Annotated in this window: 22 protein-coding genes; 15 read left to right on the top strand and 7 right to left on the bottom strand. The window is 57.8% G+C overall.

What is annotated here, in order from left to right:
- Nucleotides 1–15 precede the first annotated feature (15 nt).
- From thiB to thiQ, 3 genes are read left to right on the top strand one after another with little or no spacing between them, the layout of a single operon-like run.
- The gene (thiB, locus tag HB664_RS06730) at nucleotides 16–999 is read left to right on the top strand and encodes a thiamine ABC transporter substrate binding subunit (RefSeq protein WP_033144619.1); all 984 of its coding nucleotides are present in this window, start codon (nucleotides 16–18) and stop codon (nucleotides 997–999) included.
- The gene (thiP, locus tag HB664_RS06725; RefSeq protein ID WP_219940523.1) at nucleotides 975–2,585 is read left to right on the top strand and encodes a thiamine/thiamine pyrophosphate ABC transporter permease ThiP; all 1,611 of its coding nucleotides are present in this window, start codon (nucleotides 975–977) and stop codon (nucleotides 2,583–2,585) included. The genes thiB and thiP overlap by 25 nt, the downstream gene beginning before the upstream one ends.
- A complete protein-coding gene (gene thiQ, locus HB664_RS06720; RefSeq protein ID WP_196354874.1) occupies nucleotides 2,569–3,270 on the top strand; it encodes a thiamine ABC transporter ATP-binding protein ThiQ in 702 nt (233 codons plus the stop codon). Before thiP ends, thiQ begins: the two co-directional genes overlap by 17 nt.
- Nucleotides 3,271–3,313: 43 nt before the next feature.
- On the opposite strand, the gene HB664_RS06715 is transcribed toward thiQ, so the two are convergent.
- Nucleotides 3,314–4,081, bottom strand: coding sequence for a DedA family protein (locus HB664_RS06715; protein WP_196354873.1), 768 nt, complete (start codon nucleotides 4,079–4,081; stop codon nucleotides 3,314–3,316).
- Between the two features lie 128 nt (nucleotides 4,082–4,209).
- Nucleotides 4,210–5,055: an arabinose operon transcriptional regulator AraC gene (gene araC, locus HB664_RS06710; protein ID WP_023310373.1), complete on the bottom strand. Its 846-nt coding sequence runs from the start codon at nucleotides 5,053–5,055 to the stop codon at nucleotides 4,210–4,212.
- Nucleotides 5,056–5,392: 337 nt separating this feature from the next.
- Between araC and araB the strand changes: the two genes are divergently transcribed.
- The 6 genes from araB (at nucleotide 5,393) to rluA (ending at nucleotide 15,497) form a co-directional block, all read left to right on the top strand.
- The gene (araB, locus tag HB664_RS06705) at nucleotides 5,393–7,102 is read left to right on the top strand and encodes a ribulokinase (RefSeq protein WP_094934510.1); all 1,710 of its coding nucleotides are present in this window, start codon (nucleotides 5,393–5,395) and stop codon (nucleotides 7,100–7,102) included.
- Between the two features lie 10 nt (nucleotides 7,103–7,112).
- Nucleotides 7,113–8,615, top strand: a complete 1,503-nt coding sequence (gene araA, locus HB664_RS06700) for an L-arabinose isomerase (RefSeq protein WP_033144613.1) — start codon at nucleotides 7,113–7,115, stop codon at nucleotides 8,613–8,615.
- Between the two features lie 47 nt (nucleotides 8,616–8,662).
- Entirely contained in the window at nucleotides 8,663–9,358 is a 696-nt protein-coding gene (gene araD / locus HB664_RS06695; RefSeq protein WP_033144612.1) for an L-ribulose-5-phosphate 4-epimerase, read from the top strand.
- Nucleotides 9,359–9,432: 74 nt separating this feature from the next.
- The gene (polB, locus tag HB664_RS06690) at nucleotides 9,433–11,790 is read left to right on the top strand and encodes a DNA polymerase II (protein ID WP_219940522.1); all 2,358 of its coding nucleotides are present in this window, start codon (nucleotides 9,433–9,435) and stop codon (nucleotides 11,788–11,790) included.
- A 128-nt stretch (nucleotides 11,791–11,918) separates the two neighbouring features.
- Nucleotides 11,919–14,825 (top strand): RNA polymerase-associated protein RapA, encoded by a 2,907-nt coding sequence (gene rapA, locus HB664_RS06685; RefSeq protein WP_033144610.1) that lies wholly within the window; start codon nucleotides 11,919–11,921, stop codon nucleotides 14,823–14,825.
- A 12-nt stretch (nucleotides 14,826–14,837) separates the two neighbouring features.
- Entirely contained in the window at nucleotides 14,838–15,497 is a 660-nt protein-coding gene (gene rluA / locus HB664_RS06680) for a bifunctional tRNA pseudouridine(32) synthase/23S rRNA pseudouridine(746) synthase RluA (RefSeq protein WP_126287606.1), read from the top strand.
- Nucleotides 15,498–15,526: 29 nt separating this feature from the next.
- Here rluA and djlA read toward each other — a convergent pair whose 3' ends face one another.
- Complete coding sequence (djlA, locus tag HB664_RS06675) at nucleotides 15,527–16,342, bottom strand: co-chaperone DjlA (RefSeq protein WP_008502016.1); 816 nt, start codon at nucleotides 16,340–16,342, stop codon at nucleotides 15,527–15,529.
- A gap of 239 nt (nucleotides 16,343–16,581) precedes the next feature.
- On the opposite strand from djlA, the gene lptD reads away from it, so the two are divergent.
- Genes lptD through apaH form a run of 6 tightly spaced genes read left to right on the top strand, consistent with a single transcriptional unit; the run spans nucleotide 16,582 to nucleotide 23,311 of the window.
- A complete protein-coding gene (gene lptD, locus HB664_RS06670; RefSeq protein ID WP_048975046.1) occupies nucleotides 16,582–18,933 on the top strand; it encodes an LPS assembly protein LptD in 2,352 nt (783 codons plus the stop codon).
- A 53-nt stretch (nucleotides 18,934–18,986) separates the two neighbouring features.
- Nucleotides 18,987–20,273, top strand: a complete 1,287-nt coding sequence (gene surA / locus HB664_RS06665; RefSeq protein ID WP_219940521.1) for a peptidylprolyl isomerase SurA — start codon at nucleotides 18,987–18,989, stop codon at nucleotides 20,271–20,273.
- Nucleotides 20,273–21,259 (top strand): 4-hydroxythreonine-4-phosphate dehydrogenase PdxA, encoded by a 987-nt coding sequence (gene pdxA / locus HB664_RS06660; protein ID WP_029740873.1) that lies wholly within the window; start codon nucleotides 20,273–20,275, stop codon nucleotides 21,257–21,259. Before surA ends, pdxA begins: the two co-directional genes overlap by 1 nt.
- Nucleotides 21,256–22,077 carry a 16S rRNA (adenine(1518)-N(6)/adenine(1519)-N(6))-dimethyltransferase RsmA gene (gene rsmA, locus HB664_RS06655; protein WP_023310362.1) on the top strand — a complete coding sequence of 274 codons (822 nt, stop codon included), beginning with the start codon at nucleotides 21,256–21,258 and terminating at the stop codon, nucleotides 22,075–22,077. The genes pdxA and rsmA overlap by 4 nt, the downstream gene beginning before the upstream one ends.
- A 3-nt stretch (nucleotides 22,078–22,080) precedes the next feature.
- Complete coding sequence (gene apaG, locus HB664_RS06650; protein ID WP_023310361.1) at nucleotides 22,081–22,458, top strand: Co2+/Mg2+ efflux protein ApaG; 378 nt, start codon at nucleotides 22,081–22,083, stop codon at nucleotides 22,456–22,458.
- A 4-nt stretch (nucleotides 22,459–22,462) separates the two neighbouring features.
- Nucleotides 22,463–23,311, top strand: coding sequence for a bis(5'-nucleosyl)-tetraphosphatase (symmetrical) ApaH (apaH, locus tag HB664_RS06645; protein WP_023310360.1), 849 nt, complete (start codon nucleotides 22,463–22,465; stop codon nucleotides 23,309–23,311).
- A 38-nt stretch (nucleotides 23,312–23,349) separates the two neighbouring features.
- Here apaH and folA read toward each other — a convergent pair whose 3' ends face one another.
- The 4 genes from folA to HB664_RS06625 all read right to left on the bottom strand — a co-directional run bounded on the left by folA (nucleotide 23,350) and on the right by HB664_RS06625 (nucleotide 26,669).
- A complete protein-coding gene (gene folA, locus HB664_RS06640) occupies nucleotides 23,350–23,829 on the bottom strand; it encodes a type 3 dihydrofolate reductase (protein ID WP_008502023.1) in 480 nt (159 codons plus the stop codon).
- 114 nt (nucleotides 23,830–23,943) lie between these two features.
- Nucleotides 23,944–25,809 carry a glutathione-regulated potassium-efflux system protein KefC gene (kefC, locus tag HB664_RS06635; RefSeq protein ID WP_033144606.1) on the bottom strand — a complete coding sequence of 622 codons (1,866 nt, stop codon included), beginning with the start codon at nucleotides 25,807–25,809 and terminating at the stop codon, nucleotides 23,944–23,946.
- The gene (gene kefF, locus HB664_RS06630; protein ID WP_023310358.1) at nucleotides 25,802–26,332 is read right to left on the bottom strand and encodes a glutathione-regulated potassium-efflux system oxidoreductase KefF; all 531 of its coding nucleotides are present in this window, start codon (nucleotides 26,330–26,332) and stop codon (nucleotides 25,802–25,804) included. The genes kefC and kefF overlap by 8 nt, the downstream gene beginning before the upstream one ends.
- A gap of 103 nt (nucleotides 26,333–26,435) precedes the next feature.
- On the bottom strand, nucleotides 26,436–26,669 hold the full coding sequence (locus tag HB664_RS06625) for a YgdI/YgdR family lipoprotein (RefSeq protein ID WP_023310357.1): 234 nt from the start codon (nucleotides 26,667–26,669) through the stop codon (nucleotides 26,436–26,438).
- Nucleotides 26,670–26,806: the final 137 nt, after the last annotated feature.

Genomic DNA, 26,806 nt, shown 5'->3' with positions numbered 1-26,806 from the left:
ACCTTGAGGTGCAAAGTGTTAAAAAAAGTTCTCCCCCTGCTGGCGCTGTTTGCGCTGCCTGCTTTTGCGAAGCCCGTCCTGACGGTCTACACCTATGACTCCTTCTCTGCCGACTGGGGCCCTGGCCCGGTGGTTAAAAAAGCCTTCGAAGCTGACTGTAACTGCGAGCTGAAGTTCGTGGCGCTGGAAGATGGCGTATCGCTGCTCAACCGTCTGCGCATGGAAGGGAAAAACAGCAAGGCCGACGTGGTGCTCGGGCTGGATAACAACCTGCTGGAAGCCGCCTCGCAAACCAAACTGTTTGCCAAAAGCGGTGTAGCGGCAGAGGCCGTTAACGTGCCGGGCGGCTGGAAAAACGACACCTTTGTGCCGTTCGACTATGGCTACTTTGCTTTTGTTTACGACAAAAATAAGCTGAAAAACCCGCCGAAGAGCCTGAAAGAGCTGGTTGAGAGTGACCAGAAATGGCGCGTAATTTATGAAGATCCGCGCACCAGTACGCCAGGCCTGGGCCTGCTGCTGTGGATGCAAAAGGTTTACGGGGATAAAGCGCCGGAGGCGTGGCAGAAACTGGCCGCCAAAACCGTCACCGTCACCAAAGGCTGGAGCGAAGCCTATGGCCTGTTCCTGAAAGGTGAAAGCGATCTGGTGCTGAGCTACACCACCTCTCCGGCCTACCACATCATCGCCGAGAAGAAAGATAACTATGCTGCCGCTGATTTTGCTGAAGGGCACTATCTGCAGGTGGAAGTCGCCGCGCGTACCGCCGCCAGCAAACAGCCGGAGCTGGCCGAGAAGTTCCTGAAGTTTATGGTTTCACCGGCGTTCCAGAATGCGATTCCCGCAGGCAACTGGATGTATCCGGTCACGAACGTTGCGCTGCCCGCAGGTTTCGAGCAGTTGACCAAACCAAACACCTCGCTGGAGTTTACGCCGCAGCAGGTCGCCGCGCAGCGTGCAGCATGGGTAAGTGAATGGCAACGCGCCGTCAGCCGTTGATTCCCGGCTGGTTACTTCCCGGGCTGCTCGCCGCCACAGTGATGGTGGCGGTCAGCCTGGGGGCTTTTCTTGCACTGTGGTTCAACGCGCCAGAGAGCGACCTGCTCGCCCTCTGGCACGACAGCTACCTCTGGCACGTTATCCGTTTCTCCTTCTGGCAGGCGTCTCTCTCAGCCCTGCTGTCGGTGCTCCCGGCTATTTTTCTTGCGCGCGCCCTGTATCGGCGCCGTTTTCCCGGCAGGCTGGCACTGCTGCGCCTGTGCGCCATGACGCTGATCCTGCCCGTGCTGGTGGCGGTATTTGGCATCCTCAGCGTTTACGGTCGCCAGGGCTGGCTGGCTTCGCTGTTCGGCCAGCTTGGTCTGGAATGGTCATTCTCTCCTTACGGACTGCAGGGCATTCTGCTCGCGCACGTCTTTTTCAATATGCCGATGGCAACGCGCCTTTTTTTACAGGCGCTGGAGAACATTCCCGGCGAGCAGCGGCAGATTGCCGCCCAGCTCGGCATGCGCGGCGTGTCGTTCTTCCGCTTTGTCGAATGGCCGTGGCTGCGCCGCCAGATCCCGCCCGTCGCGGCGTTAATCTTTATGCTCTGCTTTGCCAGCTTTGCCACCGTGCTGTCGCTCGGCGGCGGGCCGCAGGCCACCACCATTGAGCTGGCGATTTACCAGGCGCTGAGTTACGACTACGATCCCGGTCGCGCCGCGCTGCTGGCGATGGTGCAGATGGCGTGCTGCCTTGTGCTGGTGCTGTTGAGCCAGCGGCTGAGTAAAGCCATTCCTGCTGGCAGTAATCAAATAACCGGCTGGCGCGACCCGCAGGACAGCCTGCACAGCCGCGTTACCGATTTTATCCTGATCGCGCTGGCGCTCCTGCTTCTGCTGCCGCCGCTGATGGCCGTTATCGTTGACGGACTGAACCTCAATCTCATCTCCGTCCTGCAACAGCCCGTCCTCTGGCAGGCGACCTGGACCTCGCTGCGTATCGCGCTGGCGGCAGGGTTACTGTGCGTTGTGCTGACCATGATGCTGCTGTGGAGCAGCCGTGAACTCTATGCCCGGCAGGCCCAAAAGGCCGGGCAGGCGCTGGAGCTGACAGGGATGCTGATTCTGGCGATGCCGGGCATCGTGCTGGCGACGGGCTTCTTTTTACTGTTCAACAGCACCATCGGCCTGCCGGAAAGCGCCGATGGCATTGTGATTTTTACCAACGCCCTGATGGCCATCCCTTACGCGCTCAAAGTGCTGGAAAACCCGATGCGCGACGTCAACAGCCGCTACGGTTTGCTGTGCCAGTCGCTGGGCATGCAGGGCTGGCAGCGGCTGAAGGTGGTAGAACTCCGCGCGCTGAAACGTCCGCTGGCGCAGGCGCTGGCGTTTGCCTGCGTGCTGTCGATTGGGGATTTTGGCGTGGTGGCTCTCTTTGGTAATGACGATTTCCGCACGCTGCCATACTGGCTCTATCAGCAAATCGGCTCTTATCGCAGTCAGGACGGCGCGGTCACCGCGCTGTTACTGCTGCTGCTGTGCTTTGCCTTATTTACCGTTATCGAAAAACTTCCGGGGCGTGATGTTAAAACTGACTGATGTAACCTGGCTCTACCAGCATCTGCCGATGCGCTTCACGCTCTCCGTGCGCCAGGGGGAGATGATCGCCGTACTTGGCCCAAGCGGCGCGGGAAAAAGCACGCTGCTTAATCTGATTGCGGGTTTTCTGCAGCCGGCAAGCGGCGCGATCGTCATTAACAATCAAGATCATACCCACACGCCGCCCGCAAAACGTCCGGTCTCGATGCTGTTTCAGGAAAACAACCTGTTTACCCATCTGACGGTGCGGCAAAACATCGCGCTGGGAATGCATCCGGGACTCAGGCTGAACGATGCCCAGCGCCAGAAGCTGGAGATCATTGCCGCCCAGATGGGGATCAACGAGTTCATCGACAGGCTGCCGGGTGAGCTTTCCGGCGGCCAGCGTCAGCGCGTGGCGCTGGCGCGATGCCTGGTGCGCGAGCAGCCGATCCTGCTGCTGGATGAGCCGTTCTCGGCGCTCGATCCCGCGCTGCGCCTGGAGATGCTCGCCCTGGTGCAGGACGTCTGCCAGCGCCAGCAGCTGACGATGCTGATGGTTTCACACAGTATTGAGGATGCCGCCCGCATCGCGCCGCGATCGGTGGTGATTGCCGAAGGGCGTATTTTGTGGGATGGAAAAACAGAAGAACTGCTGAGCGGTAAGACGGGGGCGTCTTCACTGTTGGGCATTCGTGCGGTCTGATGCCCTCACCCTGGCCCTCTCCCACGGGGAGAGGGAATAAACCTTAACGGCTCACCACCTTCAGCAGAATTTCGCCATATACCGGCATCAGCGGGTGACGAATCAGCGCAACCAGGGCTACCACAGCCACGCCCAGCGTCAGCGGGGCCAGCCAGAGCAGGCGAGTGCGCGGAAGATAGCGCGTCAGGCGATCGACGCTGGCTTTCCCACTGCGCCACAGTCGCCAGCAGAGCCATGCCGCCAGCCACAGCAGCACAGCCGTGCCCAGCAGCAGCCACTTAAACTCACCGCTTTGCATACCGTCAGGAATATCAATGGCAGCACCCGCGAGGATCCCCGGCAGGAAGTAGAACGGCGGCCAGAAGACGCAGCCGATAATGTTCGGCACCACGAATTTCGCGACGGGCAGATCCAGCATCCCCGCCACCATCGGCACCAGCGGACGCGTTGGCCCGACAAAGCGGCCGACGAGGATGGTAAACATGCTGTGCTGATGCAGCGCATGCTCGGTTTTATCCAGCAGGGCTTTGTTCTTTTTCATGAACGACCAGCGGTGCAGCGGCTTCTTAAAGCGCCAGCCCAGCCAGAAGGAGATCCAGTCGCCGAGCAGACAGCCGATAATCCCGGCCAGCCACGCCTGCCAGAAATTAACCTCGCCGCTGCCAATCAGCGCCCCAAGCCCGGCCATCATCACGGTGCCGGGCAGGATCAGCCCAACCAGCGCCAGCGATTCCAGAAACGCCACCAGCGCCACGGCGATGAGCGAGTACATAACGGACTGGGTAATAAAGTGTTCCAGCAATGCCTGCATAACTATTCCGGTCAGAAAACGAATCAGCGATTCTGCTTAGCGCCCCGCACCGCGTCAAGGCAACAATTGTCTGAATAGTTTACAGGTTGCTTTCTGCATTAACCTGTTTGTTTATCTTTTTTTACCGTTTATTCACATCCCGCGCGGAATTCGCTCGGGCTGGCACCGGTGCATTTTTTAAATACCCGGGAGAAATAGAGCTGATCCTCAAAGCCCACGTTACGCCCCACGGTGGCAATCGGCATCCGGGTGGTGCTGAGCAGCAGCTTTGCCTGACTGATGCGCTGATCCTCGCGCCAGCTCAATACGCTGACGCCCAGCTGCTGGCGGAACAGATGCGACAGCCGCGACGGCGACAGGCAGACGTGCTGAGCAACGCTGGCGATATCAAACTGGCTATCGGCCAGGTGGTCGCTGATGTACTGGCAGGCATCGCGCACGCGGTTGTCCAGCGGGGGATTAAGCGACTCGTTAATCGCCTCCATCCGTCGCAGCAGCAGCTGTTCAAGCAGGTTAATCGCCAGCAGTTCGGCGTAACGCCCACCGGCCTGTCCCGCCTCGATAATCTGCGCAAAAAGCTCGCGAAACTGCGCCAGATGAACCTCATCCGGGCGATAAAAACCGGTATGCGCAAAAATGGCGGGCCACGAAAGCCACTCCTGCCAGTAGGCGCGCGGACGGAAATAGACCCACTGGTGATACCACTCTTTGGCATCGGGATGACGGCCATAATGGTGGATCTCCCCCGGCGGGAACAGCAGGATATCGCCGGGGCGGCAGACAAACTGCTGGTCACCGTTCTTGATGATCCCTTCTCCTCGCACGGTCAGATTGAGGATATACCCTTTCATGCCGAGCGGTCGGTCGACGTAAAAGTCGAGGTATCCCTCAGCCTCGATAGGGGTCAGTCCCGCCACAAGGTGCGCGTTAAACGAGTATCCCGGCAGCAGGGGATCGTTTTGCGTTTCGGCCATAGATTCAGTTCTCCCAAGGGTCCTGAAGGAAACCAATTGTCCATATCACTAAAAGCAGCTTTAAAATGGCCCGCGAAAAGATCCAAAAAGCATCACGCCGCTTTTACGTCCGCCATGTTTCAGCCTTTCCCCCTGATTTCTCCGCCAGAGCAGGCAGATAACCAGTAACAAAAGTGTCTATAAGTGCGGCAGAAATGTCCACATTGAATATTTGCACGGCGTCACACTTTCCGTTGTAACAGCAATTTAGTCCATAAGATTAGCGGATCCTGCCTGACGACTTTTTTCCCCAGTCTCTAATGTTCTTCCATACCTGTTTTTTCGATGGAGCAACACCATGGCAATTGCGATTGGCCTCGATTTTGGCAGCGATTCGGTTCGCGCGCTGGCAGTGGACTGTACGTCCGGCCAGGAGATAGCAACCAGCGTTGAGTGGTACCCGCGCTGGCAAGAGGGGCGCTACTGTGATGCGCCGAACAACCAGTTCCGTCACCACCCGCGTGACTATATCGAATCGATGGAAGCGGCGATCAAAACCGTCCTTGCCGAACTGACTGACGCCCAGCGGGCTGAGATTGTCGGAATTGGCGTCGACAGCACCGGCTCCACGCCTGCTCCTGTCGATGCCGAAGGCCGCGTGCTGGCGCTGCGCCCGGAGTTTGCCGACAACCCGAACGCCATGTTCGTGCTGTGGAAAGACCACACCGCCGTAGAAGAGGCTGAAGCCATTACGCGCCTGTGCCATCAGCCGGGCAAGACAGACTACTCGCGCTACATCGGCGGGATTTATTCCAGCGAATGGTTCTGGGCCAAGATCCTCCACGTCACCCGTGCCGACGCAGCCGTCGCGCAGGCTGCGGCGTCATGGGTTGAGCTGTGCGACTGGGTGCCTGCCCTGCTCTCCGGCACCACCCGCCCGCAGGATATCCGCCGCGGCCGCTGCAGCGCCGGGCATAAATCCCTGTGGCACGAAAGCTGGGGCGGCCTGCCTCCGGCCGCGTTCTTCGATGAGCTCGACCCGATCCTCAACAAGAGCCTGACGTACCCGCTGTTTACCGACACCTTTACCGCCGATATTCCCGTCGGCACCCTCTGCGAAGAGTGGGCGACGCGCCTCGGCCTGCCGCAGAACGTGGCCATCTCCGGCGGCGCCTTTGACTGCCATATGGGCGCCGTGGGCGCGGGCGCACAGCCAAACACGCTGGTCAAAGTCATCGGGACTTCAACCTGCGACATCCTGACGGCGGATAAAGCCACCGTTGGCGACCGCGCGGTGAAAGGCATCTGCGGCCAGGTTGACGGCAGCGTGGTGCCGGACTTCATCGGTCTTGAAGCCGGTCAGTCCGCGTTTGGCGATATCTACGCCTGGTTTGGTCGCGTGCTCGGCTGGCCGCTGGACCAGCTGGCGGCGGCGCATCCTGAACTAAAAACCCAGATAGCCGACAGCAAAAAGCAGCTTCTGCCGCAGCTCACCGAAGCCTGGGCAAAAAATCCGTCTCTCGATCACCTGCCGGTGGTGCTGGACTGGTTTAACGGCCGCCGCACGCCGTTTGCCAACCAGCGTCTGAAAGGGGTGATCACCGATCTCAACCTGGCGACCGACGCCCCTGCGCTGTTCGGTGGTCTGATTGCCGCAACGGCCTTCGGTGCCCGCGCCATTATGGAGTGCTTCACCGGGCAGGGCATCGACGTGAACAACGTGATGGCGCTGGGAGGCATCGCCCGTAAAAACCCGGTGATCATGCAGGCCTGCTGCGACGTGCTGAACCGTCCGCTGCAGATTGTGGCCTCCGATCAGTGCTGCGCGCTGGGCGCGGCGATTTTCGCCGCCGTGGCTGCGGGCGTTCATGCCGACATCCCGATCGCGCAGCAGCATATGGCGAGCGCCGTCGAAAACACGCTTCAGCCGCGTGCCCAGCAGGCACAACGCTTTGAACAGCTTTATCAGCGCTACCAGCAATGGGCAAAAAGCGCCGAACTTCACTATCTCCCTGTCGCCGCCCCGGCCAAAAGCACCGCGGACACTACGGCAACCCTGACCCATTAAGGACACGATGATGACCATTTTTAATAACTATGAAGTATGGTTTGTGATTGGCAGCCAGCATCTGTACGGACCGGAAGCGCTGCAGCAGGTGACGAAACACGCGGAGCACGTCGTTAACGCGCTGAACGCGGAAGCTAAACTGCCGTGCAAACTGGTGCTGAAACCGCTGGGCACGACGCCGGATGAAATTACCCACATCTGCCGCGACGCCAACTACGACGATAAATGCGCCGGTCTGGTGGTGTGGCTGCACACCTTCTCACCCGCCAAAATGTGGATCAACGGCCTGTCTATCCTCAACAAACCGCTGCTGCAGTTCCATACCCAGTTCAACGCCTCCCTGCCGTGGGACAGCATCGACATGGACTTTATGAACCTGAACCAGACCGCGCACGGCGGCCGCGAGTTCGGCTTCATCGGCGCGCGTATGCGCCAGCAGCACGCGGTGGTCACCGGCCACTGGCAGGATGGCAAAGCGCAACAGCGTATCGGCTCCTGGATGCGTCAGGCGGTCTCTAAGCAGGACACCCGCCATCTGAAAGTGGTGCGTTTTGGCGACAACATGCGTGAAGTGGCGGTCACCGACGGCGATAAAGTGGCCGCGCAGATCAAGTTCGGCTTCTCCGTGAATACCTGGGCCGTGGGCGACCTGGTGCAGGTGGTGAATGAAGTCAGCGACGGCGACGTGAGCGCGCTGGTGGACGAGTACGAAAGCAGCTACCGCCTGACGCCTGCGGCACAAATCAACGGCGACAAGCGTCAGAACGTGCTGGACGCGGCGCGCATCGAGCTGGGCATGAAGCGCTTCCTGGAACAGGGAGGCTTCCACGCCTTTACCACTACCTTTGAAGACCTCCACGGCCTGAAACAGCTGCCGGGCCTGGCGGTACAACGTCTGATGCAGCAGGGCTACGGCTTTGCGGGCGAAGGCGACTGGAAAACTGCCGCTCTGCTTCGCATCATGAAGGTGATGTCGACCGGTCTGCAGGGCGGCACCTCCTTTATGGAGGACTACACCTATCACTTCGAAAACGGCAACGACCTGGTGCTCGGCTCGCACATGCTGGAAGTGTGCCCGACGATCGCCGTGGAAGAGAAACCGATCCTCGACGTGCAGTACCTCGGCATCGGCGGCAAAGCCGATCCGGCGCGTCTGATCTTCAACACCCGCACGGGCCCGGCCATCAACGCCAGCCTGATCGACCTGGGCGATCGCTTCCGCCTGCTGGTGAACTGCGTCGATGCGGTTGAAACGCCGCACTCTCTGCCGAAACTGCCGGTCGCCAACGCCCTGTGGAAAGCACAGCCTGACCTGCCAACCGCCTCAGAGGCCTGGATCCTGGCCGGCGGCGCGCACCATACGGTGTTCAGCCACGCCCTTGATCTGAACGACATGCGTCAGTTCGCCGAGCTGCACGACATCGAGCTGACCGTGATTGATAACGATACCCGCCTGCCCGCCTTCAAAGACGCGCTGCGCTGGAACGAAGTCTATTACGGTTCAAAACGCTAAGTACGGAATGCCCGGTGACGCTACGCACACCGGGCAGGGAGATAACGATGTTAGACGATCTCAAACGTCAGGTTCTCGAAGCCAACCTGGCGCTGCCGAAACATAATCTCGTCACCCTGACATGGGGCAACGTCAGCGCCGTTGACCGCGAAAAAGGCGTGTTCGTGATTAAGCCTTCCGGCGTGGATTACACGGTGATGACCGCAGACGATATGGTCGTTGTCAGCCTTAAGACCGGCGAAGTGGTCGAAGGTAAGAAAAAACCGTCCTCCGATACGCCGACTCACCGCCTGCTGTATCGGTCATTCCCGACCATCGGCGGCATCGTGCATACCCATTCGCGCCACGCCACCATCTGGGCGCAGGCGGGCCAGTCCATCCCGGCGACCGGCACCACGCACGCGGACTACTTTTACGGCACCATTCCCTGCACGCGTCTGATGACCGACGCCGAGATTAACGGCGAATATGAGTGGGAAACAGGCAACGTGATTGTCGAAACCTTCGAAAAACAGGGGATCGACGCCGCGCAGATGCCCGGCGTGCTGGTGCACTCCCACGGCCCGTTTGCCTGGGGTAAAAACGCGGAAGACGCGGTGCATAACGCCATCGTGCTCGAAGAGGTCGCCTATATGGGGATCTTCTGTCGCCAGCTGGCGCCGCAGCTGCCGGATATGCAGCAAACCCTGCTGGATAAGCATTACCTGCGCAAGCACGGCGCGAAGGCCTATTACGGGCAGTAAACTGTATATAAACCCAGCATTAAAATCTTAACCAGGCTATAATCAGGCCTGGTTTTGTTTTCTGGGATAACGGCGTGGCGCAGGCGCAAGAAGGCTTTTTACTGACCCGACACTGGCGGGATACCCCTCAGGGCACCGAGGTCGCGTTCTGGCTGGCAACCGACAGCGGTCCGCTGCACGTTACGCTGCCCCCGCAGGAATCCGTGGCCTTTATTCCTGAAGCCCACGTCGAAAAGGTAAAGCAGCTGCTGCGCGGCGAAAACGGCTGGCGCATCACCCCGCTTGAGCTGAAGGATTTCCACCGTCAGCCGGTTTACGGCCTCTACTGTCGCGCCCATCGCCAGCTGATGCGCTATGAAAAGCTGCTCCGCGAGGCGGGCGTGACGCTCTACGAGGCGGATATCCGCCCACCGGAACGCTTTCTGATGGAGCGGTTTATTACCGCCCCCGTCTGGGTCGACGGCACCGAGCATAGCGGCAGCCTCGTTAACGCGCGCCTGAAGCCGAACCCGCACTACCGCCCGCCGCTGAAGTGGGTCTCCCTGGATATCGAAACCACCCGTCACGGCGAACTGTACTGCATCGGTCTGGAAGGCTGCGGCGATCGGGTTGTCTATATGCTCGGGCCACCGAATGGCGATGCGTCCGCGCTGGATTTCCGGCTTGAGTACGTCAACAGCCGCCCGCAGCTGCTGGAGAAACTTAACCAGTGGTTTGCCGACAACGATCCCGATGTTCTGATCGGCTGGAACGTGGTGCAGTTCGACCTGCGCGTGCTGCAAAAGCACGCCGAGCGCTACCGCATCCCGCTGATGCTGGGGCGCGGAAACAGCGAGCTGGAATGGCGCGAACATGGTTTTAAGAACGGTGTTTTTTTCGCGCAGGCCAACGGTCGCCTGATTATCGACGGCATTGAGGCGCTTAAGTCCGCCTTCTGGAATTTCTCTTCATTCTCCCTCGAAGCGGTCGCACAGGAGCTGCTTGGCGAAGGCAAATCCATCGACAACCCCTGGGACAGAATGGACGAGATCGACCGGCGCTTTAATGAAGATAAACCGGCGCTTGCCACCTATAACCTGAAAGACTGCGAGCTGGTCACGCAGATTTTCCACAAAACCGAGATTATGCCGTTCCTGCTGGAGCGCGCGACGGTAAACGGCCTGGCGGCAGACAGGCACGGCGGCTCCGTGGCGGCCTTTAGCCACCTCTATTTTCCGCGCATGCACCGGGCGGGATACGTCGCCCCCAACCTCGGGGACGTACCGCCGCAGGCGAGCCCCGGCGGGTACGTGATGGACTCCCGGCCAGGTTTGTATGACTCGGTGCTGGTGCTGGACTATAAAAGCCTCTACCCGTCGATTATCCGCACCTTTCTGATCGATCCCGTCGGGCTGGTTGAGGGCATGGCCCAGCCGGACGATGAGCACAGCACCGAAGGTTTCCTCGGCGCACGCTTCTCGCGAGAAAAACACTGCCTGCCTGAAATCGTGGGAAACATCTGGCACGGCCGCGATGAGGCCAAGCGCCACGGCAACAAGCCGCTATCACAGGCGCTGAAAATCATTATGAATGCCTTTTACGGCGTGCTGGGCACCAGCGCCTGCCGCTTCTTTGACCCGCGTCTGGCCTCCTCGATCACCATGCGCGGGCACGAGATCATGCGCCAGACCAAAGCGCTGATTGAGTCCCGGGGCTATGACGTCATCTACGGCGACACGGACTCCACCTTTGTGTGGCTTAAGGGCGCGCATTCAGAAGACGACGCCGCGCAAATCGGCAACGCGCTGGTCGCCTTCGTGAACGACTGGTGGCAGGAACATTTGCAGAAAGAGCGGTTAACCAGCGCGCTGGAGCTGGAATTTGAAACCCATTTCGCCCGCTTTTTAATGCCCACCATTCGCGGCACCGATCAGGGCAGCAAGAAGCGCTACGCCGGGCTGATTCAGGAAGGCGACGCGCAGCGGATGGTTTTTAAAGGGCTGGAGACGGTACGTACCGACTGGACGCCGCTGGCGCAGCAGTTCCAGCAGACGCTCTATCTGCGGGTGTTTCGCAATGAGCCGTATCAGGACTACGTGCGCGAGACGATAGCCAGCCTGATGGCGGGCGAACTTGACGCGCAGCTGGTGTACCGCAAGCGCCTGCGCCGCCCGCTCGCGGAGTACCAGCGCAACGTTCCTCCGCACGTACGCGCCGCGCGCCTGGCGGATGAAGAAAACGTACGCCGTGGCCGTGCGCCGCAGTATCAAAACCGGGGAACCATCAAATACGTCTGGACCATTAGCGGCCCGGAACCCGTGGATTATCAGCACTCTCCGCTGGATTACGAACATTATCTGACGCGCCAGCTTCAGCCGGTTGCCGACGGAATTTTGCCCTTCATCGACGATGATTTTGCTACACTGGTTACAGGGCAACTTGGCCTATTTTGACGCGTGACGAAATGGCTGCCATCCAGTACCATAGCGCCCTTTCCATTCCTGGACCCATTTTTCGTTGACCGTCTTTTTTGACGGTAGCCGAACTATTGCCTGCAATTAAAGATTAGAGCCGAACAACTATGCCTTTTACACTTGGTCAACGCTGGATCAGCGATACAGAAAGCGAACTTGGACTAGGAACCGTCGTAGCAATCGATACGCGTATGGTTACCCTCCTCTTCCCTGCCACCGGTGAAAACCGTCTGTACGCTCGCAATGACTCCCCTGTTACCCGCGTGATGTTTAATCCGGGTGACACCGTGACCAGCCATGACGGCTGGCAGCTCAAGATTGAAGACGTAAAAGAAGAGAATGGACTGCTCGCCTACATTGGTACTCGTCTTGATACGGATGAAGCCAATGTCATCCTGCGTGAAGTGCTGCTCGACAGCAAACTGGTGTTCAGCAAGCCGCAGGACCGCCTGTTTGCCGGGCAAATCGACCGTATGGATCGCTTCTCCCTGCGCTATCGCGCGCGTAAGTTCCAGAGTGAACAGTACCGCATGCCGTGGAGCGGCCTGCGCGGCCAGCGCACCAGCCTGATCCCCCACCAGCTGAACATCGCCCACGACGTGGGCCGTCGCCACGCGCCGCGCGTGCTGCTGGCAGATGAAGTGGGCCTGGGTAAAACCATCGAAGCGGGCATGATCCTGCATCAACAGCTGCTTTCCGGCGCTGCCGAACGCGTGCTGATCGTGGTGCCAGAAACCCTGCAGCACCAGTGGCTGGTTGAGATGCTGCGCCGCTTTAACCTGCGTTTCTCCCTGTTCGACGATGAACGCTATGCCGAAGCGCAGCACGACGCCGACAACCCGTTTGAAACCGAACAGCTGGTGATTTGTTCCCTGGACTTCGTGCGCCGCAGCAAGCAGCGTCTTGAGCACCTGTGCGATGCCGAGTGGGACATTATGGTTGTTGACGAAGCGCACCACCTGGTCTGGAGCGAAGACGCGCCGAGCCGCGAATATATGGCTATCGAGCAGCTTGCCGAGCGCGTGCCTGGCGTCCTGCTGCTGACCGCAACGCCGGAGCAGCTGGGTCTGGAAAGCCACTTCGCCCGTCTGCGCCTGCTCGATCCAAACCGTTTCCACGACTTTGCGCAGTTCGTGGAAGAACAGAATAACTACCGTCCGGTCGCGGATGCCGTCGCCATGCTGCTGGCGGGCAAGCGTCTTTCTGATGACGAGCTCAACACCCTGAGCGATCTGATTGGCGAGCAGGATATCGAGCCGCTTTTGCAGGCTGCGAACAGCGACAGCGACAACGCGGAATCCGCGCGTAAAGAGCTGATCGACATGCTGATGGACCGCCACGGCACCAGCCGCGTGCTGTTCCGTAACACCCGTAACGGCGTCAAAGGCTTCCCGAAACGCGAGCTGCATACGATTAAGCTGCCGCTGCCGACACAGTATCAGACGGCGATTAAAGTCTCCGGCATTATGGGTGCGCGCAAAACCCAGGAAGAGCGCGCCCGCGACATGCTTTATCCGGAACAAATCTACCAGGAATTTGAAGGCGATACCGGCACCTGGTGGAACTTCGATCCGCGCGTGGAGTGGCTGATGGGCTACCTGACCGCGCACCGCTCCCAGAAAGTGCTGGTGATCTGCGCCAAAGCGGCCACCGCGCTGCAGCTGGAGCAGGTTCTGCGCGAGCGTGAAGGCATTCGCGCCGCCGTGTTCCACGAAGGCATGTCCATCGTCGAGCGCGACCGCGCCGCGGCGTGGTTCGGAGAAGAGGACAGCGGCGCACAGGTTCTGCTGTGCTCGGAAATTGGCTCTGAAGGCCGTAACTTCCAGTTCGCCAGCAACCTGGTGATGTTCGATCTGCCGTTTAACCCGGATCTGCTGGAGCAGCGTATCGGCCGTCTGGATCGTATCGGCCAGGCGCATGATATTCAGATCCACGTGCCGTATCTGGAAAAAACCGCGCAGTCCGTGCTGGTACGCTGGTTCCACGAAGGTCTGGACGCATTTGAACATACCTGCCCGACGGGCCGCACCATTTATGATCAAGTGCATGGCGATCTGATCGGCTACCTGGCCACGCCGGAAAACGCGGAAGGGTTTGATGAGCTGATCAAGTCCTGCCGTGAGAAGCACGATGCGCTGAAAGCGCAGCTGGAGCAGGGCCGCGACCGCCTGCTGGAGATCCACTCCAACGGCGGTGAAAAAGCGCAGGCGCTGGCTGAGAGTATTGAAGAACAGGATGATGACACCAGCCTCATCAGCTTCTCCATGAACCTGTTCGACATCGTCGGCATCAACCAGGACGACCGCGGCGAGAACCTGATTGTCCTGACCCCGTCCGATCACATGCTGGTTCCGGATTTCCCGGGCCTGCCGGAAGATGGCTGTACCATCACCTTTGAGCGTGATGTGGCGCTGTCCCGCGAAGATGCCCAGTTTATCACCTGGGAACACCCGCTGATCCGCAACGGGCTGGACCTGATCCTCTCCGGCGATACCGGCAGCAGCACCATCTCCCTGTTGAAAAACAAGGCGCTGCCGGTGGGCACCCTGCTGGTGGAGCTGATCTACGTTGTGGAAGCGCAGGCGCCGAAACAGCTGCAGCTCACCCGCTTCCTGCCGCCAACGCCCGTCCGCCTGCTGCTGGACAAAAACGGCACGAACCTGGCGGGACAGGTTGAATTCGAGAGTTTCAACCGACAGCTGAGCGCGGTAAACCGCCACACGGGCAGCAAGCTGGTGAACGCGGTACAGCAGGATGTGCACGCTATTCTGCAACTGGGCGAAACCCAGATTGAAAAAGCGGCCAGAGCGCTGATTGACGCCGCGCGCAGTGAAGCCGACGAGAAACTGTCTGCGGAGCTGTCCCGTCTGGAAGCGTTAAAAGCCGTCAACCCGAACATCCGCGACGACGAGCTGGCGGCGATTGAAAGCAACCGTCAGCAGGTGCTGGAAAGCCTGAATCAGGCTGGCTGGCGTCTGGATGCCCTGCGTCTTATCGTTGTGACGCATCAGTAAACGGAGCGCAAGATGGTGATGGAGCCTTACAATCCGCCGCAGGATCCCTGGCTGGTCATTCTGTATCAGGATGAACACATTATGGTGGTCAACAAGCCCAGCGGCCTGTTGTCCGTGCCGGGGCGTCTGGACGAGCACAAGGACAGCGTGATGATGCGCATTCAGCGCGATTATCCGCAGGCGGAGTCTGTCCATCGCCTGGATATGGCCACCAGCGGCGTGATTGTGGTGGCGCTGAACAAAGCGGCGGAACGCGAGTTAAAGCGCCAGTTCCGCGAGCGCGAGCCGAAAAAGCAGTATGTCGCCCGCGTCTGGGGCCACCCCGCGCAGGCGGAAGGGCTGGTAGATTTACCGCTGATCTGCGACTGGCCAAACCGGCCTAAGCAGAAGGTGTGTTACGAAACCGGCAAGGCCGCGCAGACCGAGTACGAAGTGCTGGAGTACGCGCCGGATAATACCGCGCGCGTCCTGCTTAAGCCGATTACCGGACGTTCGCACCAGCTGCGCGTGCATATGCTCGCCCTGGGTCATCCGATTCTGGGCGACCGCTTCTACGCGCCGCCTGAAGCGCTGGCCTTAGCGCCACGTCTGCAGCTGCACGCGCAGACGCTCACCATCACCCATCCGGCCTTCGGTAACGCGATGACGTTTAAAGCCCCGGTGGACTTCTAAAAAAAAAGCCCGACATCGTCGGGCTTTTTTTATTTGAAACCTTTCTTCTCTTTAATGAGCTCGTACGCCTTCTGGATTTCCTGCGCTTTTTGCTTCGCCATCTCCATCATCTCTGGCGGTAAGCCTTTCGCGACCAGTTTGTCCGGATGGTGTTCGCTCATGAGCTTACGATAGGCACGTTTAATCGTGGTCTGATCGTCAGAGGGCTTAACGCCAAGCACGTTGCAGGCGTCTTCCAGCGTCGGACCACGCTGCGCCTGCTGCCAGGCACCGCCGGACGACTGCTGGTGATAGCCGCCGCCAAACTGCGCCCCGCCCTGCATCATGCGCAGGAACTGGTCGAACTGCATGCGGGAGATGCCCAGCTCTTCCGCAATGACGTACAGCACGTCACGTTCATTAGGGTGAAGTGAACCGTCTGCGAAAGCCGCCTGGATTTGAATTTCCAGAAACATCCGAATTAAATCAAAACGTCCAAAGCAGATGCTGCGGAACTGACGCATTTTTTCGCGAAGCGGATAATTATCCGACTTACCGATGCGAAACGCATTTTGCGCTTCCAGACGGGAGTCGCCGTGCAGATTCATGCGATCCATAAAGACGCTGGCAATCTGAATATCGGCTTCTGTGACACGCCCTTTGGATTTGGTTAAGTGCCCCATGACCTCAAAGGTGGTGGAGAAAAAGAGTGACTGACGCTCGCGCTGATTGGCAAACCAGGCCATTTTGCGGCTGCGCGCCTTATCAAACATATGGCCGATAATAAGCCCAAGCACAATCCCCCAGAACCCGGCACCCATGATGATGGCGAACGCAACGCCGATTATTTTACCCCAATACTGCATATACTCCCCGGATAGTCATATTCCTTGCCGACGCAACGTCATCATCACTGTGTTCAAGTCACGGTCAATTGAAGGACATCGCCTATAATTTGCTTTATCATACTCGTCATTCGATAGCGAGCCTAACACTCTGGCACGCAAACGGGCAGGATTAACGCTGGTACTGCGCAGATGAGTAAGATAGTCTCTGAGCGTTTGTAAGCCGTAGCCACTGATGACGGAACAATAAAATACAACGTATGAAAAAACGTATCCCCACCCTCCTGGCCACAATGATTGGCTCCGCCCTGTACAGTCAACAGGGGCTGGCGGCCGATCTCGCCTCGCAGTGTATGCTTGGCGTTCCAAGTTATAATCGCCCACTGGTGAGTGGCGATACAAATAGCTTGCCGGTAACCATTACTGCCGACAGTTCGAAAGGGACTTACCCTGACAATGCCACGTTTACGGGCAATGTCGATATTAACCAGGGCAATAGCCGCCTGCAGGCAGATGAAGTGCAATTGCACCAGAAGCAGCCGGAAGGTGCGGCCGAGCCGGTACGAACGGTGGATGCGCTGGGTAATGTGCACTATGACGACAATCAGGTCATCCTGAAAGGTCCGAAAGCCTGGTCAAACCTGAATACTAAAGATACTAACGTCTGGAAAGGTGATTACCAGATGGTGGGTCGCCAGGGGCGCGGCGACGCAGACCTGATGAAACAGCGCGGCGAAAACCGCTATACGATCCTGGAAAACGGTACGTTCACGTCATGTCTGCCGGGTTCCAATACCTGGAGCGTGGTCGGTAGCGAAGTTATCCATGACCGCGAAGAACAGGTGGCAGAGATCTGGAACGCCCGCTTTAAGCTGGGTCCGGTGCCCATATTCTACAGCCCTTATCTGCAGCTTCCCGTGGGTGACAAACGTCGCTCCGGTTTCCTGATCCCGAATGCCAAATACAGCACCACGAACTACTTTGAGTTCTACCTGCCGTATTACTGGAACATCGCGCCAAACATGGATGCGACGATCACGCCGCACTATATTCACAAGCGCGGCAACATCATGTGGGAGAACGAGTTCCGCTATCTGACCCACGCCGGTGCGGGTCTGATGGAGCTGGATTATCTGCCGTCGGATAAAGTCTTCCAGGACGAGCATCCGACCGAAGGCGATAAACACCGTTGGATGTATTTCTGGCAGCATTCCGGGGTAATGGATCAGGTCTGGCGTTTTAACGTTAACTACACCAAGGTCAGTGACCCGAACTACTTCAACGATTTCTCGTCAAAATACGGTTCGAGTACCGACGGTTATGCCACGCAGATCTTCAGCGTTGGCTATGCGGTGCAGAACTTCGATGCGACGGTAACCAACAAGCAGTTCCAGGTGTTCTCCAGCCAGACCGCGAGTACCTATGGTGCCGAGCCGCAGCTGGACGTTAACTGGTACCAGAATGACGTGGGTCCGTTCGACACCCGTATTTATGGTCAGGCGGTGCATTTTGTAAACACCAATTCCAATATGCCGGAAGCCACCCGAGTTCACCTGGAGCCCGTCATCAACTTGCCATGGTCGAATGACTGGGCAAGCCTGAACACGGAAGCCAAGCTGATGGCGACACACTATCAGCAAAAAAATATTGATGATTACAACACCAGCAACAACGCTCATCTTGAGGAAAGCGTAAACCGTACGCTTCCACAGTTCAAAATGGACGGTAAGCTGATCTTCGAACGCAATATGGGACTTCTGGCGGATGGCTATACCCAGACGCTGGAGCCACGTATGCAGTACCTGTACGTGCCTTATCGCGATCAGAGCAACATCAATAACTATGACTCCTCTTTACTGCAATCTGATTACAGCGGCCTGTTCCGCGACCGTACCTACGGTGGCCTTGACCGCATCGCCTCAGCGAACCAGTTAACGACCGGGGTCACATCACGCGTTTATGATGACGCTGCCGTTGAACGTTTTAACGTTTCTGTTGGTCAAATCTACTATTTCACCGAGTCTCGCACGGGCGATGACAATATTAAGTGGGAGAAAGATAACAAGACAGGTTCGCTGATTTGGGCTGGTGATACCTACTGGCGTATGACCGATCGTTGGGGTCTTCGCGGTGGCGTGCAATATGACACCCGTCTCGACAATATCGCCAACAGTACGGCGTCGATTGAGTACCGCCGGGATGAAGATCGGATGGTGCAGTTGACCTATCGTTATGCCAGCCCGGAATATATTCAGGCGACGTTACCAAACTATGGTACTGCAGAGCAGTATAAAGACGGTATTTCGCAGGTGGGTGGCGCAGCGAGCTGGCCAATCGCCGACCGCTGGTCAATCGTAGGCGCTTACTACTTTGACACTAACGCTAATAAACCTGCTGACCAGATGGTGGGTCTGCAATATAACTCCTGCTGTTACGCGCTGCGTGTCGGCTACGAACGCAAGCTTAACGGCTGGAACAGTGAAAACAATCAGAGCAAATACGATAACGTGATTGGCTTTAACTTCGAGTTACGCGGCCTGAGTTCCAACTACGGTCTGGGTACGCAGAAAATGCTGCGCTCGAATATTCTGCCGTACAGTAGCGCCTTGTAATGTGCTTGATTTGCAACGTAATCCGCTTTGCGGTTAATTGAAATGGAAAAAGTATGAAGAACTGGAAAACGCTGCTGCTCGGTGTCGCTATGGTTGCGAATACCAGCTTCGCCGCCCCCCCGGTTGTTGATAAAGTCGCTGCTGTGGTTAACAACGGCGTCGTGCTTGAAAGTGACGTTGACGGTCTGATGAAATCGGTGAAGCTCAACTCGGGCGAAGCCGGTCAACAGCTTCCTGATGACGCCACGCTGCGCCACCAGATCCTGGAGCGTCTGATCATGGATCAGATCGTTCTGCAGATGGGGCAGAAAATGGGTGTGAAGATCACTGACGAGCAGCTCGATCAGGCGATCGCTAACATCGCGAAGCAGAACAATATGTCTTTAGACCAGATGCGCAGCCGTCTGGCCTATGACGGCATCAGCTACGCCACCTACCGTAACCAGATCCGTAAAGAGATGCTGATTTCGGAAGTGCGTAACAACGAAGTGCGTCGCCGCGTCACCATCCTGCCTCAGGAAGTGGACGCGCTGGCAAAACAGGTGGGCAACCAGAACGATGCGAGCACAGAGCTGAACCTGAGCCACATTCTGATCCCACTGCCAGAGAACCCAACGTCCGATCAGGCTGCGGAAGCAGAAAGCCAGGCGCGTTCGATTGTTGAACAGGCGCGTAACGGCGGCGACTTTGGCAAGCTGGCAATCACCTACTCCGCTGACCAACAGGCGCTGAAAGGCGGCCAGATGGGCTGGGGACGTATTCAGGAGCTGCCATCTATCTTTGCCCAGGCGCTGAGCACGGCGAAGAAAGGGGATATCGTTGGTCCTATCCGTTCAGGCGTGGGCTTCCACATTCTGAAGGTGAACGATCTGCGCGGCCAGAGCCAAAATATCTCCGTCACCGAAGTTCACGCTCGCCACATACTTCTGAAACCGTCACCGATCATGACTGACGATCAGGCGCGTGTGAAGCTGGAACAGATCGCAGCTGACATTAAGAGCGGTAAAACCTCATTTGCGAAGGCAGCAAAAGAGTTCTCTCAGGATCCAGGCTCTGCTAACCAGGGCGGCGATCTGGGCTGGGCGGCTGCGGATATTTACGATCCTGCCTTCCGCGACGCGTTGATGAAGCTGAATAAAGGCCAGATCAGCACGCCGGTCCACTCTTCATTTGGCTGGCATCTGATCGAGCTGATGGACACCCGTAACGTTGATAAAACGGATGCGGCACAGAAAGACAGAGCCTACCGTATGCTGTTTAACCGTAAGTTCTCTGAAGAAGCCGCAACCTGGATGCAAGAACAACGCGCCAGCGCTTACGTGAAAGTTCTGAGCAACTAATGAAACAGCATCGTGTTGTTATCACGCCCGGCGAACCCGCCGGGATTGGGCCTGACCTCGTTGTCCAGCTCGCCCAGCGCAGCTGGCCGGTAGAGCTGGTTGTCTGCGCCGATGCAACACTGTTACAAGACCGGGCAACGCTGCTCGGTCTGCCTTTAACGCTCATCCCTTACGTTGAAGGCCAACAGCCAGCACCGCAGCAAGCCGGTACCCTCACCCTTCTTTCAGTTCCCCTTCGTACGCCGGTCATACCGGGCCAGCTCAGCACGGAAAACGGCCACTATGTCGTTGAAACCCTGGCGCGCGCCTGCGACGGTTGCCTGAAGGGCGAATTTGCCGCCCTGATCACCGGCCCCGTCCACAAAGGCGTCATCAACGAAGCGGGTATACCCTTTACCGGGCATACGGAGTTCTTCGAAGAGCGCTCGCACAGCCCGAAAGTGGTGATGATGCTGGCGACGGAGGAGATGCGCGTTGCGCTGGTGACCACCCATCTGCCGATCAAAGCCATTCCTGATGCGATCACCCCTGAACTCCTGCGCGAGATCATCGGGATTTTGCATCACGATCTGCAGACAAAGTTTGGGATCCCGCAGCCGCACGTGCTGGTCTGCGGCCTGAATCCACATGCCGGTGAAGGCGGGCACATGGGCACCGAAGAGATCGACACCATCATTCCGGTACTCAACGAAATGCGGGCGAAGGGGATGAACCTCAGCGGGCCGCTGCCTGCAGATACCCTTTTCCAGCCGAAATACCTGGATAATGCCGACGCCGTGCTCGCGATGTACCACGATCAGGGCCTGCCCGTGCTAAAATACCAGGGCTTTGGCCGCGGGGTGAATATCACCCTCGGTTTACCCTTTATTCGAACGTCCGTTGACCACGGTACTGCGCTGGATCTGGCAGGCCAGGGGAAAGCGGATGTCGGCAGTTTTATTACGGCGCTTAATCTCGCCATCAAAATGATTGTTAATACTCAATGACTAATCGAGTCCATCAGGGCCACTTAGCCCGTAAACGTTTCGGGCAAAACTTCCTTAACGATCAGTTCGTGATCGAAAGCATTGTCTCGGCTATTAATCCGCAAAAAGGCCAGGCGATGGTCGAAATCGGCCCGGGCCTTGCCGCGCTGACCGAGCCGGTAGGCGAACGCCTCGACGAGCTGACCGTCATCGAACTGGACCGCGATCTGGCCGCACGCCTGCAAACGCACCCGTTCCTTGGGCCGAAGCTGACCATCTATCAGCAGGACGCCATGACCATGAACTTTGGCGAACTGTCCGAAAAAATGGGCCAGCCGCTGCGCGTGTTCGGCAACCTGCCGTACAACATCTCCACGCCGCTCATGTTCCACCTCTTTAGCTATACTGATGCCATTGCCGACATGCACTTCATGTTGCAAAAAGAGGTTGTTAACCGTCTGGTTGCAGGCCCGAACAGTAAAGCGTATGGTCGTTTAAGCGTGATGGCACAGTATTACTGCAACGTGATCCCGGTACTCGAAGTACCGCCGTCAGCGTTCACACCACCACCAAAAGTGGATTCAGCGGTTGTGCGCCTTGTGCCGCACAAGACGAAACCGTATCCGGTTAAAGATCTGCGCGTACTGAGCCGCATTACCACAGAAGCCTTTAACCAGCGCCGTAAAACGATCCGTAACAGCCTGAGCAATTCGTTTACCGTTGAGGTGTTAGCCGAGCTGGGGATCGACCCGGCAATGCGTGCGGAGAACATTTCCGTAGAGCAGTACTGCAAGCTGGCTAATTACATCAGCGATAATGCGCCGCCGAAGGAGAGTTAAGCCATGATTGATTCGCCCCGCGTATGTGTCCATGTACAAAGCGTCTATGTTGAATCACAGTCCTCACCGGACGAAGAACGTTTTGTTTTCGCTTACACCGTGACCATTCGCAATCTGGGGCGGATGCCCGTGCAGCTGCGCGGGCGCTACTGGCTTATCACTAACGGCAATGGCCGCGAAATCGAAGTTCAGGGCGAAGGTGTGGTCGGTGAACAGCCCCACATCGCCCCTGGCGAAGAGTACCAGTACACCAGCGGCGCGGTGATTGAAACGCCGATGGGTACCATGCAGGGCCATTATGAAATGGTCGACGTTGATGGCAATGATTTCCGCGTTGCCATTCCTGTGTTCCGTCTCGCCGTAACCACACTCATTCATTAATCTAATGTCTACATATCTGATTGGCGACGTTCACGGTTGCTACGATGAACTGATCGCATTATTAAAACAGGTCGACTTTACGCCAGGACAGGACACGCTCTGGCTGACGGGCGATTTAGTCGCGCGTGGCCCCGGCTCCCTTGAAGTATTACGTTTCGTCAAATCGCTGGGCGACAGCGTCCGCATGGTGCTGGGCAATCACGATCTGCATCTGCTGGCGGTTTTCGCCGGGATCAGCCGCAACAAACCTAAAGATCGCCTCACCCCACTGCTGGATGCGCCGGACGCGGACGATCTGATTAACTGGCTGCGCCGTCAGCCCCTGCTGCAGATCGACGAAGAGAAAAAGCTGGTCATGGCGCATGCCGGGATCACCCCGCAATGGGATCTTGAGACGGCGAAAACCTGCGCGCGTGACGTTGAGGCGGTGCTGGCAAGCGACTCGTATCCTTTCTTCCTCGATGCCATGTACGGCGATATGCCGAACCACTGGAGCGAGGATCTCAGCGGTCTGGCCCGTCTGCGCTTTATCACCAACGCGTTCACCCGCATGCGCTTCTGCTTCCCGAACGGACAGCTGGATATGTATTCCAAAGAGACGCCGGAAAGCGCGCCCGCTCCGCTGAAACCGTGGTTTGCCATTCCGGGACCGGTGACAAGCGAGTACAGCGTGGTATTTGGCCACTGGGCTGCACTGGAAGGAAAAGGAACACCGGAAGGGATTTACGGTCTGGATACCGGATGCTGCTGGGGCGGAGAGTTAACCTGCTTACGCTGGGAAGATAAAGCTTACTTTGTGCAGCCGTCCAACCGACAGCTGGACCTGGGGGAAAGCGAGGCCGTTGCCTCCTGATACGTAATTCCCTCTCCCGGCCGGGAGAGGGAAATCACTTAACGACGTTCCAGAATCTCGAAGCAGTAGCTGTGGGAGTTCTGTGCATCCGCGTCGTGGAATTCGCTGAATACCGATTCCCACTCGTCCGGATCGTAGTCCGGGAAATGAGTATCCCCTTCCACTTCTGCATCAATGTGGGTCAGATACAGCTTCTGCGCTTTTGGCAGGAACTGCTCGTACACGCGCCCACCGCCAATCACCATGATCTCTTCGGCATTGCCGCATGCAGCAATCGCCTCGTCTACTGATTTTACCCATTCGACGCGATCGTCAGTGCCCGGCTGGCTGCTGATAACGATATTCTTACGGCCCGGCAATGGACGACCAATCGACTCCCAGGTCAGGCGGCCCATCACTACCGGCTTGTTTAACGTAGTACGTTTAAACCATGCGAGATCGGCAGGCAGGTTCCACGGCATGGCATTTTCCATACCGATAACGCGGTCCACCGCCAGCGCTGCAATCAGACTGATCATTGAAAATTTCCCGGATGCAAAAAATTGCCGCCACTATACGGAAAGCTTAATCTTTCGTCGACTGGCGGCAGGGTAAAGATAAAGAAATTTTTTAATATTGCTGGCAACTCCACTTCACGCGGAAGGTTTACTCTCGGGCTCGTCAGCCGGATCGCCGGTATGCTTGCCCTCTTCCGTGCCCTGCCAGCCATGGCGCTGGATCAGCGACAGGTGGTTACGGTCCTCGTTAATGATTTCCGTCAGCATCGCGCTGGTGCGTTTGAACACCGCCGCACGCTCGGTGGCCGTACTGCCGGCCATCGCCGCCATCTCTTCGACCATCTCGGTATTAAAGCGGCGGAACAGGTCTGCCCGTTCGCGTGCTTCATACGCGCCGAGTCCCAGGTTTTCCAGCGCCATGCGGCCAGACTTCAGCGCACCTTCGAAGGTTTCACGCTCCGGCGCGTCTACGCCCGCCTGCCGCAGCCGGATGTAGTGATCCACATCGCGCGCGCGGGAGATAATAGTCAGCGCCGGGAAATGCTCTTTTACCAGCTCCACCATCTGCATGCTGGTTTCCGGATCGTCAATGGCGTTAATCAACACCTCGGCTTTTGCCGCCCCGGCGGATTCCAGCAGATCGACGCGGGTTGCATCCCCGTAAAACACCTTCATATCAAATTTACGCAGGGTATCGACATGGTCGGGGTCGTGATCGAGGATGACCATTTTCACCCCGCTCGACAGCAGTAAACGACCCACGATCTGCCCGTAGCGGCCAAATCCGGCGATGATGACGCGCGGCTGCTCCTCGTCGATCTCGTCGGCCTCGCGCTCCTGCCCGCTGTCCGATTTTTCCAGGCGCGTCAGTACCACCAGCAGCACAGGCGTCGCCGCCATCGACAGGGCGACCGCCAGCGTCAGCGCTTTCGCCCACTCGGGATCGAGCACGTTTGCCATCTGCGCGGCGCCAAAGACCACGAACGCAAATTCACTCCCCTGCCCCAGCAGCACGGCGAACCAGCGGCGCTGCCTGCCCGGCACGTTCAGTGGGCGAGCAATCAGCCACAGCATCACCATTTTAATGACCAGGAAGCCGACGAGCAGGATGACGATCCGCAGCGGATGCGTCACCAGCGTGCCGAAGTCGACGGACATCCCGACGCCGATGAAAAACAGTCCCAGCAGCAACCCTTTGAACGGCTCGATATCGCTTTCCAGCGCGTGACGGTATTCAGAGCTCGCCAGCAGAACGCCTGCGAGGAACGCCCCCATCGCCATCGACAGCCCGGCCTCCTCCAGGAGCAGACCGAAGCCAAACACCAGGAACAGCGCCACGGCGCTGAACACTTCGCGCAGGCCAGAACGGGCGACAAACCTCAGCAGCGGGCGGGTCACGTAGCGGCCAAGCAGCACCACCAGCGCCAGCGCGCCCGCCACCTTCAGCGCCGACAGCGCGAAAGCGCCCAGCGTGGTAGAGGAACCACTGGCCGCCAGCAGCGGGATCATCGCCACCAGCGGGATAGCGGCAATGTCCTGGAACAGCAGCACGGAGAACGCGCTGCGTCCCATCTGGGAGACCGTCAGATTTCGCTCGTTCATCGCCTGCATGGCAATGGCCGTTGAGGAGAGCGCCAGCGTCATGCCGATGAGCTCTGCCACTTTCCAGTCCATTCCTAACAGGATGCAGAACCCGCCCAGCAGCAGGCCGCAGGCCACCATCTGCAGCGCTCCGCCGCCAAATACCGAGGCGCGAAGCTTCCACAGCCGCTGCGGGTCGAGCTCCAGGCCAATCACAAACAGCATCAGCACCACGCCAATTTCAGCGAAATGGAGAATCGCCTCGGCATCCGTGACCAGTCTAAAGCCCCACGGCCCAATGACGCAGCCCGCAATCAGGTAGCCAAGCACCGAGCCCAGCCCCAGGCGGACCGCCACGGGCACAATCAGCGCCGCCGCGCCGAGGTAAATCAGCGCCTGTATCAGCGTATGGCTATCCATGGTGCGTCTCCTGCCACTCAAGTAAGCGTTGTTTATAATGGCGAGCCTGCGCCTGCAGCGTTTCATCGTCGCAAACAAACGTGCAGTGCATCGCAAACGGCGGGAGCCAGTTCAGACCGCAATAGAGCGCGGTCGCCTGCAGCGGCTGCGCCAGGACGTCAAAACCCGGGAAGGAACCGATATCAAAATGGCTTTCCCCACCGCCGGTGGTGACCGCCCACATCAGGCTTTTTCCTTTTAGCGCATTGCCGTTGTGGCCGTACGCCCAGCCGTGGGAGAAGACTTTATCAATCCACAGCTTCAGGAGCGGAGGCGTGCTGTACCACTGCATCGGATGCTGCCAGATAATCAGATCGGCACGGGAAAGTGCCTCCTGTTCGGCGGCGATATCGATATTAAAATCGGGATAGAGTTGATAGAGGGAACGTATCTCTACGTTATCAAGCGTCCTTACCTGCTCAAGCATCCGCTTATTCGCATGCGAGTGCTGCGGATAAGGATGGGCATAAATTATCAGAATCATTGATTAGCCTGTTGTTACTGCTTTCTTTTAACAAAAGAGTGTAGTCAGTAATTCAACAGGCTAATAGTGAATATTATTGACGGGCTTACGTCAGAATTCTGAATTAGTTATCCAGCTCGCCCATGGATTTCACCTGGTCACGGTTGATCTGCTCGGTTTGACCGGTTTCGGCGTTTTTGTACGACACCAGACCGGTATCGTCATCCACCTGAGGTTTGCCGTCGGTGACAATGGTTTTGCCATCGGTGGTTTTTACGGCCTGATTAGACGAACAGCCCGCAACGGTGAACATTGTCGTGGCAGCCAGAACGGAAGCGATCAGTAATTTATTTTGCATGGTGTTTTCCCCTGCTCTCAGTTGAATTTCGTTATCGACCTAACCATTTTAGGCTAACTGACTGAAAGAGGATGAAAAACCAGAAGGTTCTGAAGATGGGAGAATGCCCGGCAACCGAACGGCACCGGGCATTTTTA

Origin of the sequence: Enterobacter sp. DNB-S2 (assembly GCF_019443845.1) — a bacterium.
Classification (GTDB): Bacteria; Pseudomonadota; Gammaproteobacteria; order Enterobacterales; family Enterobacteriaceae; genus Enterobacter; species Enterobacter asburiae_B.
This window is presented reverse-complemented; position numbering and strand designations above follow the sequence as displayed.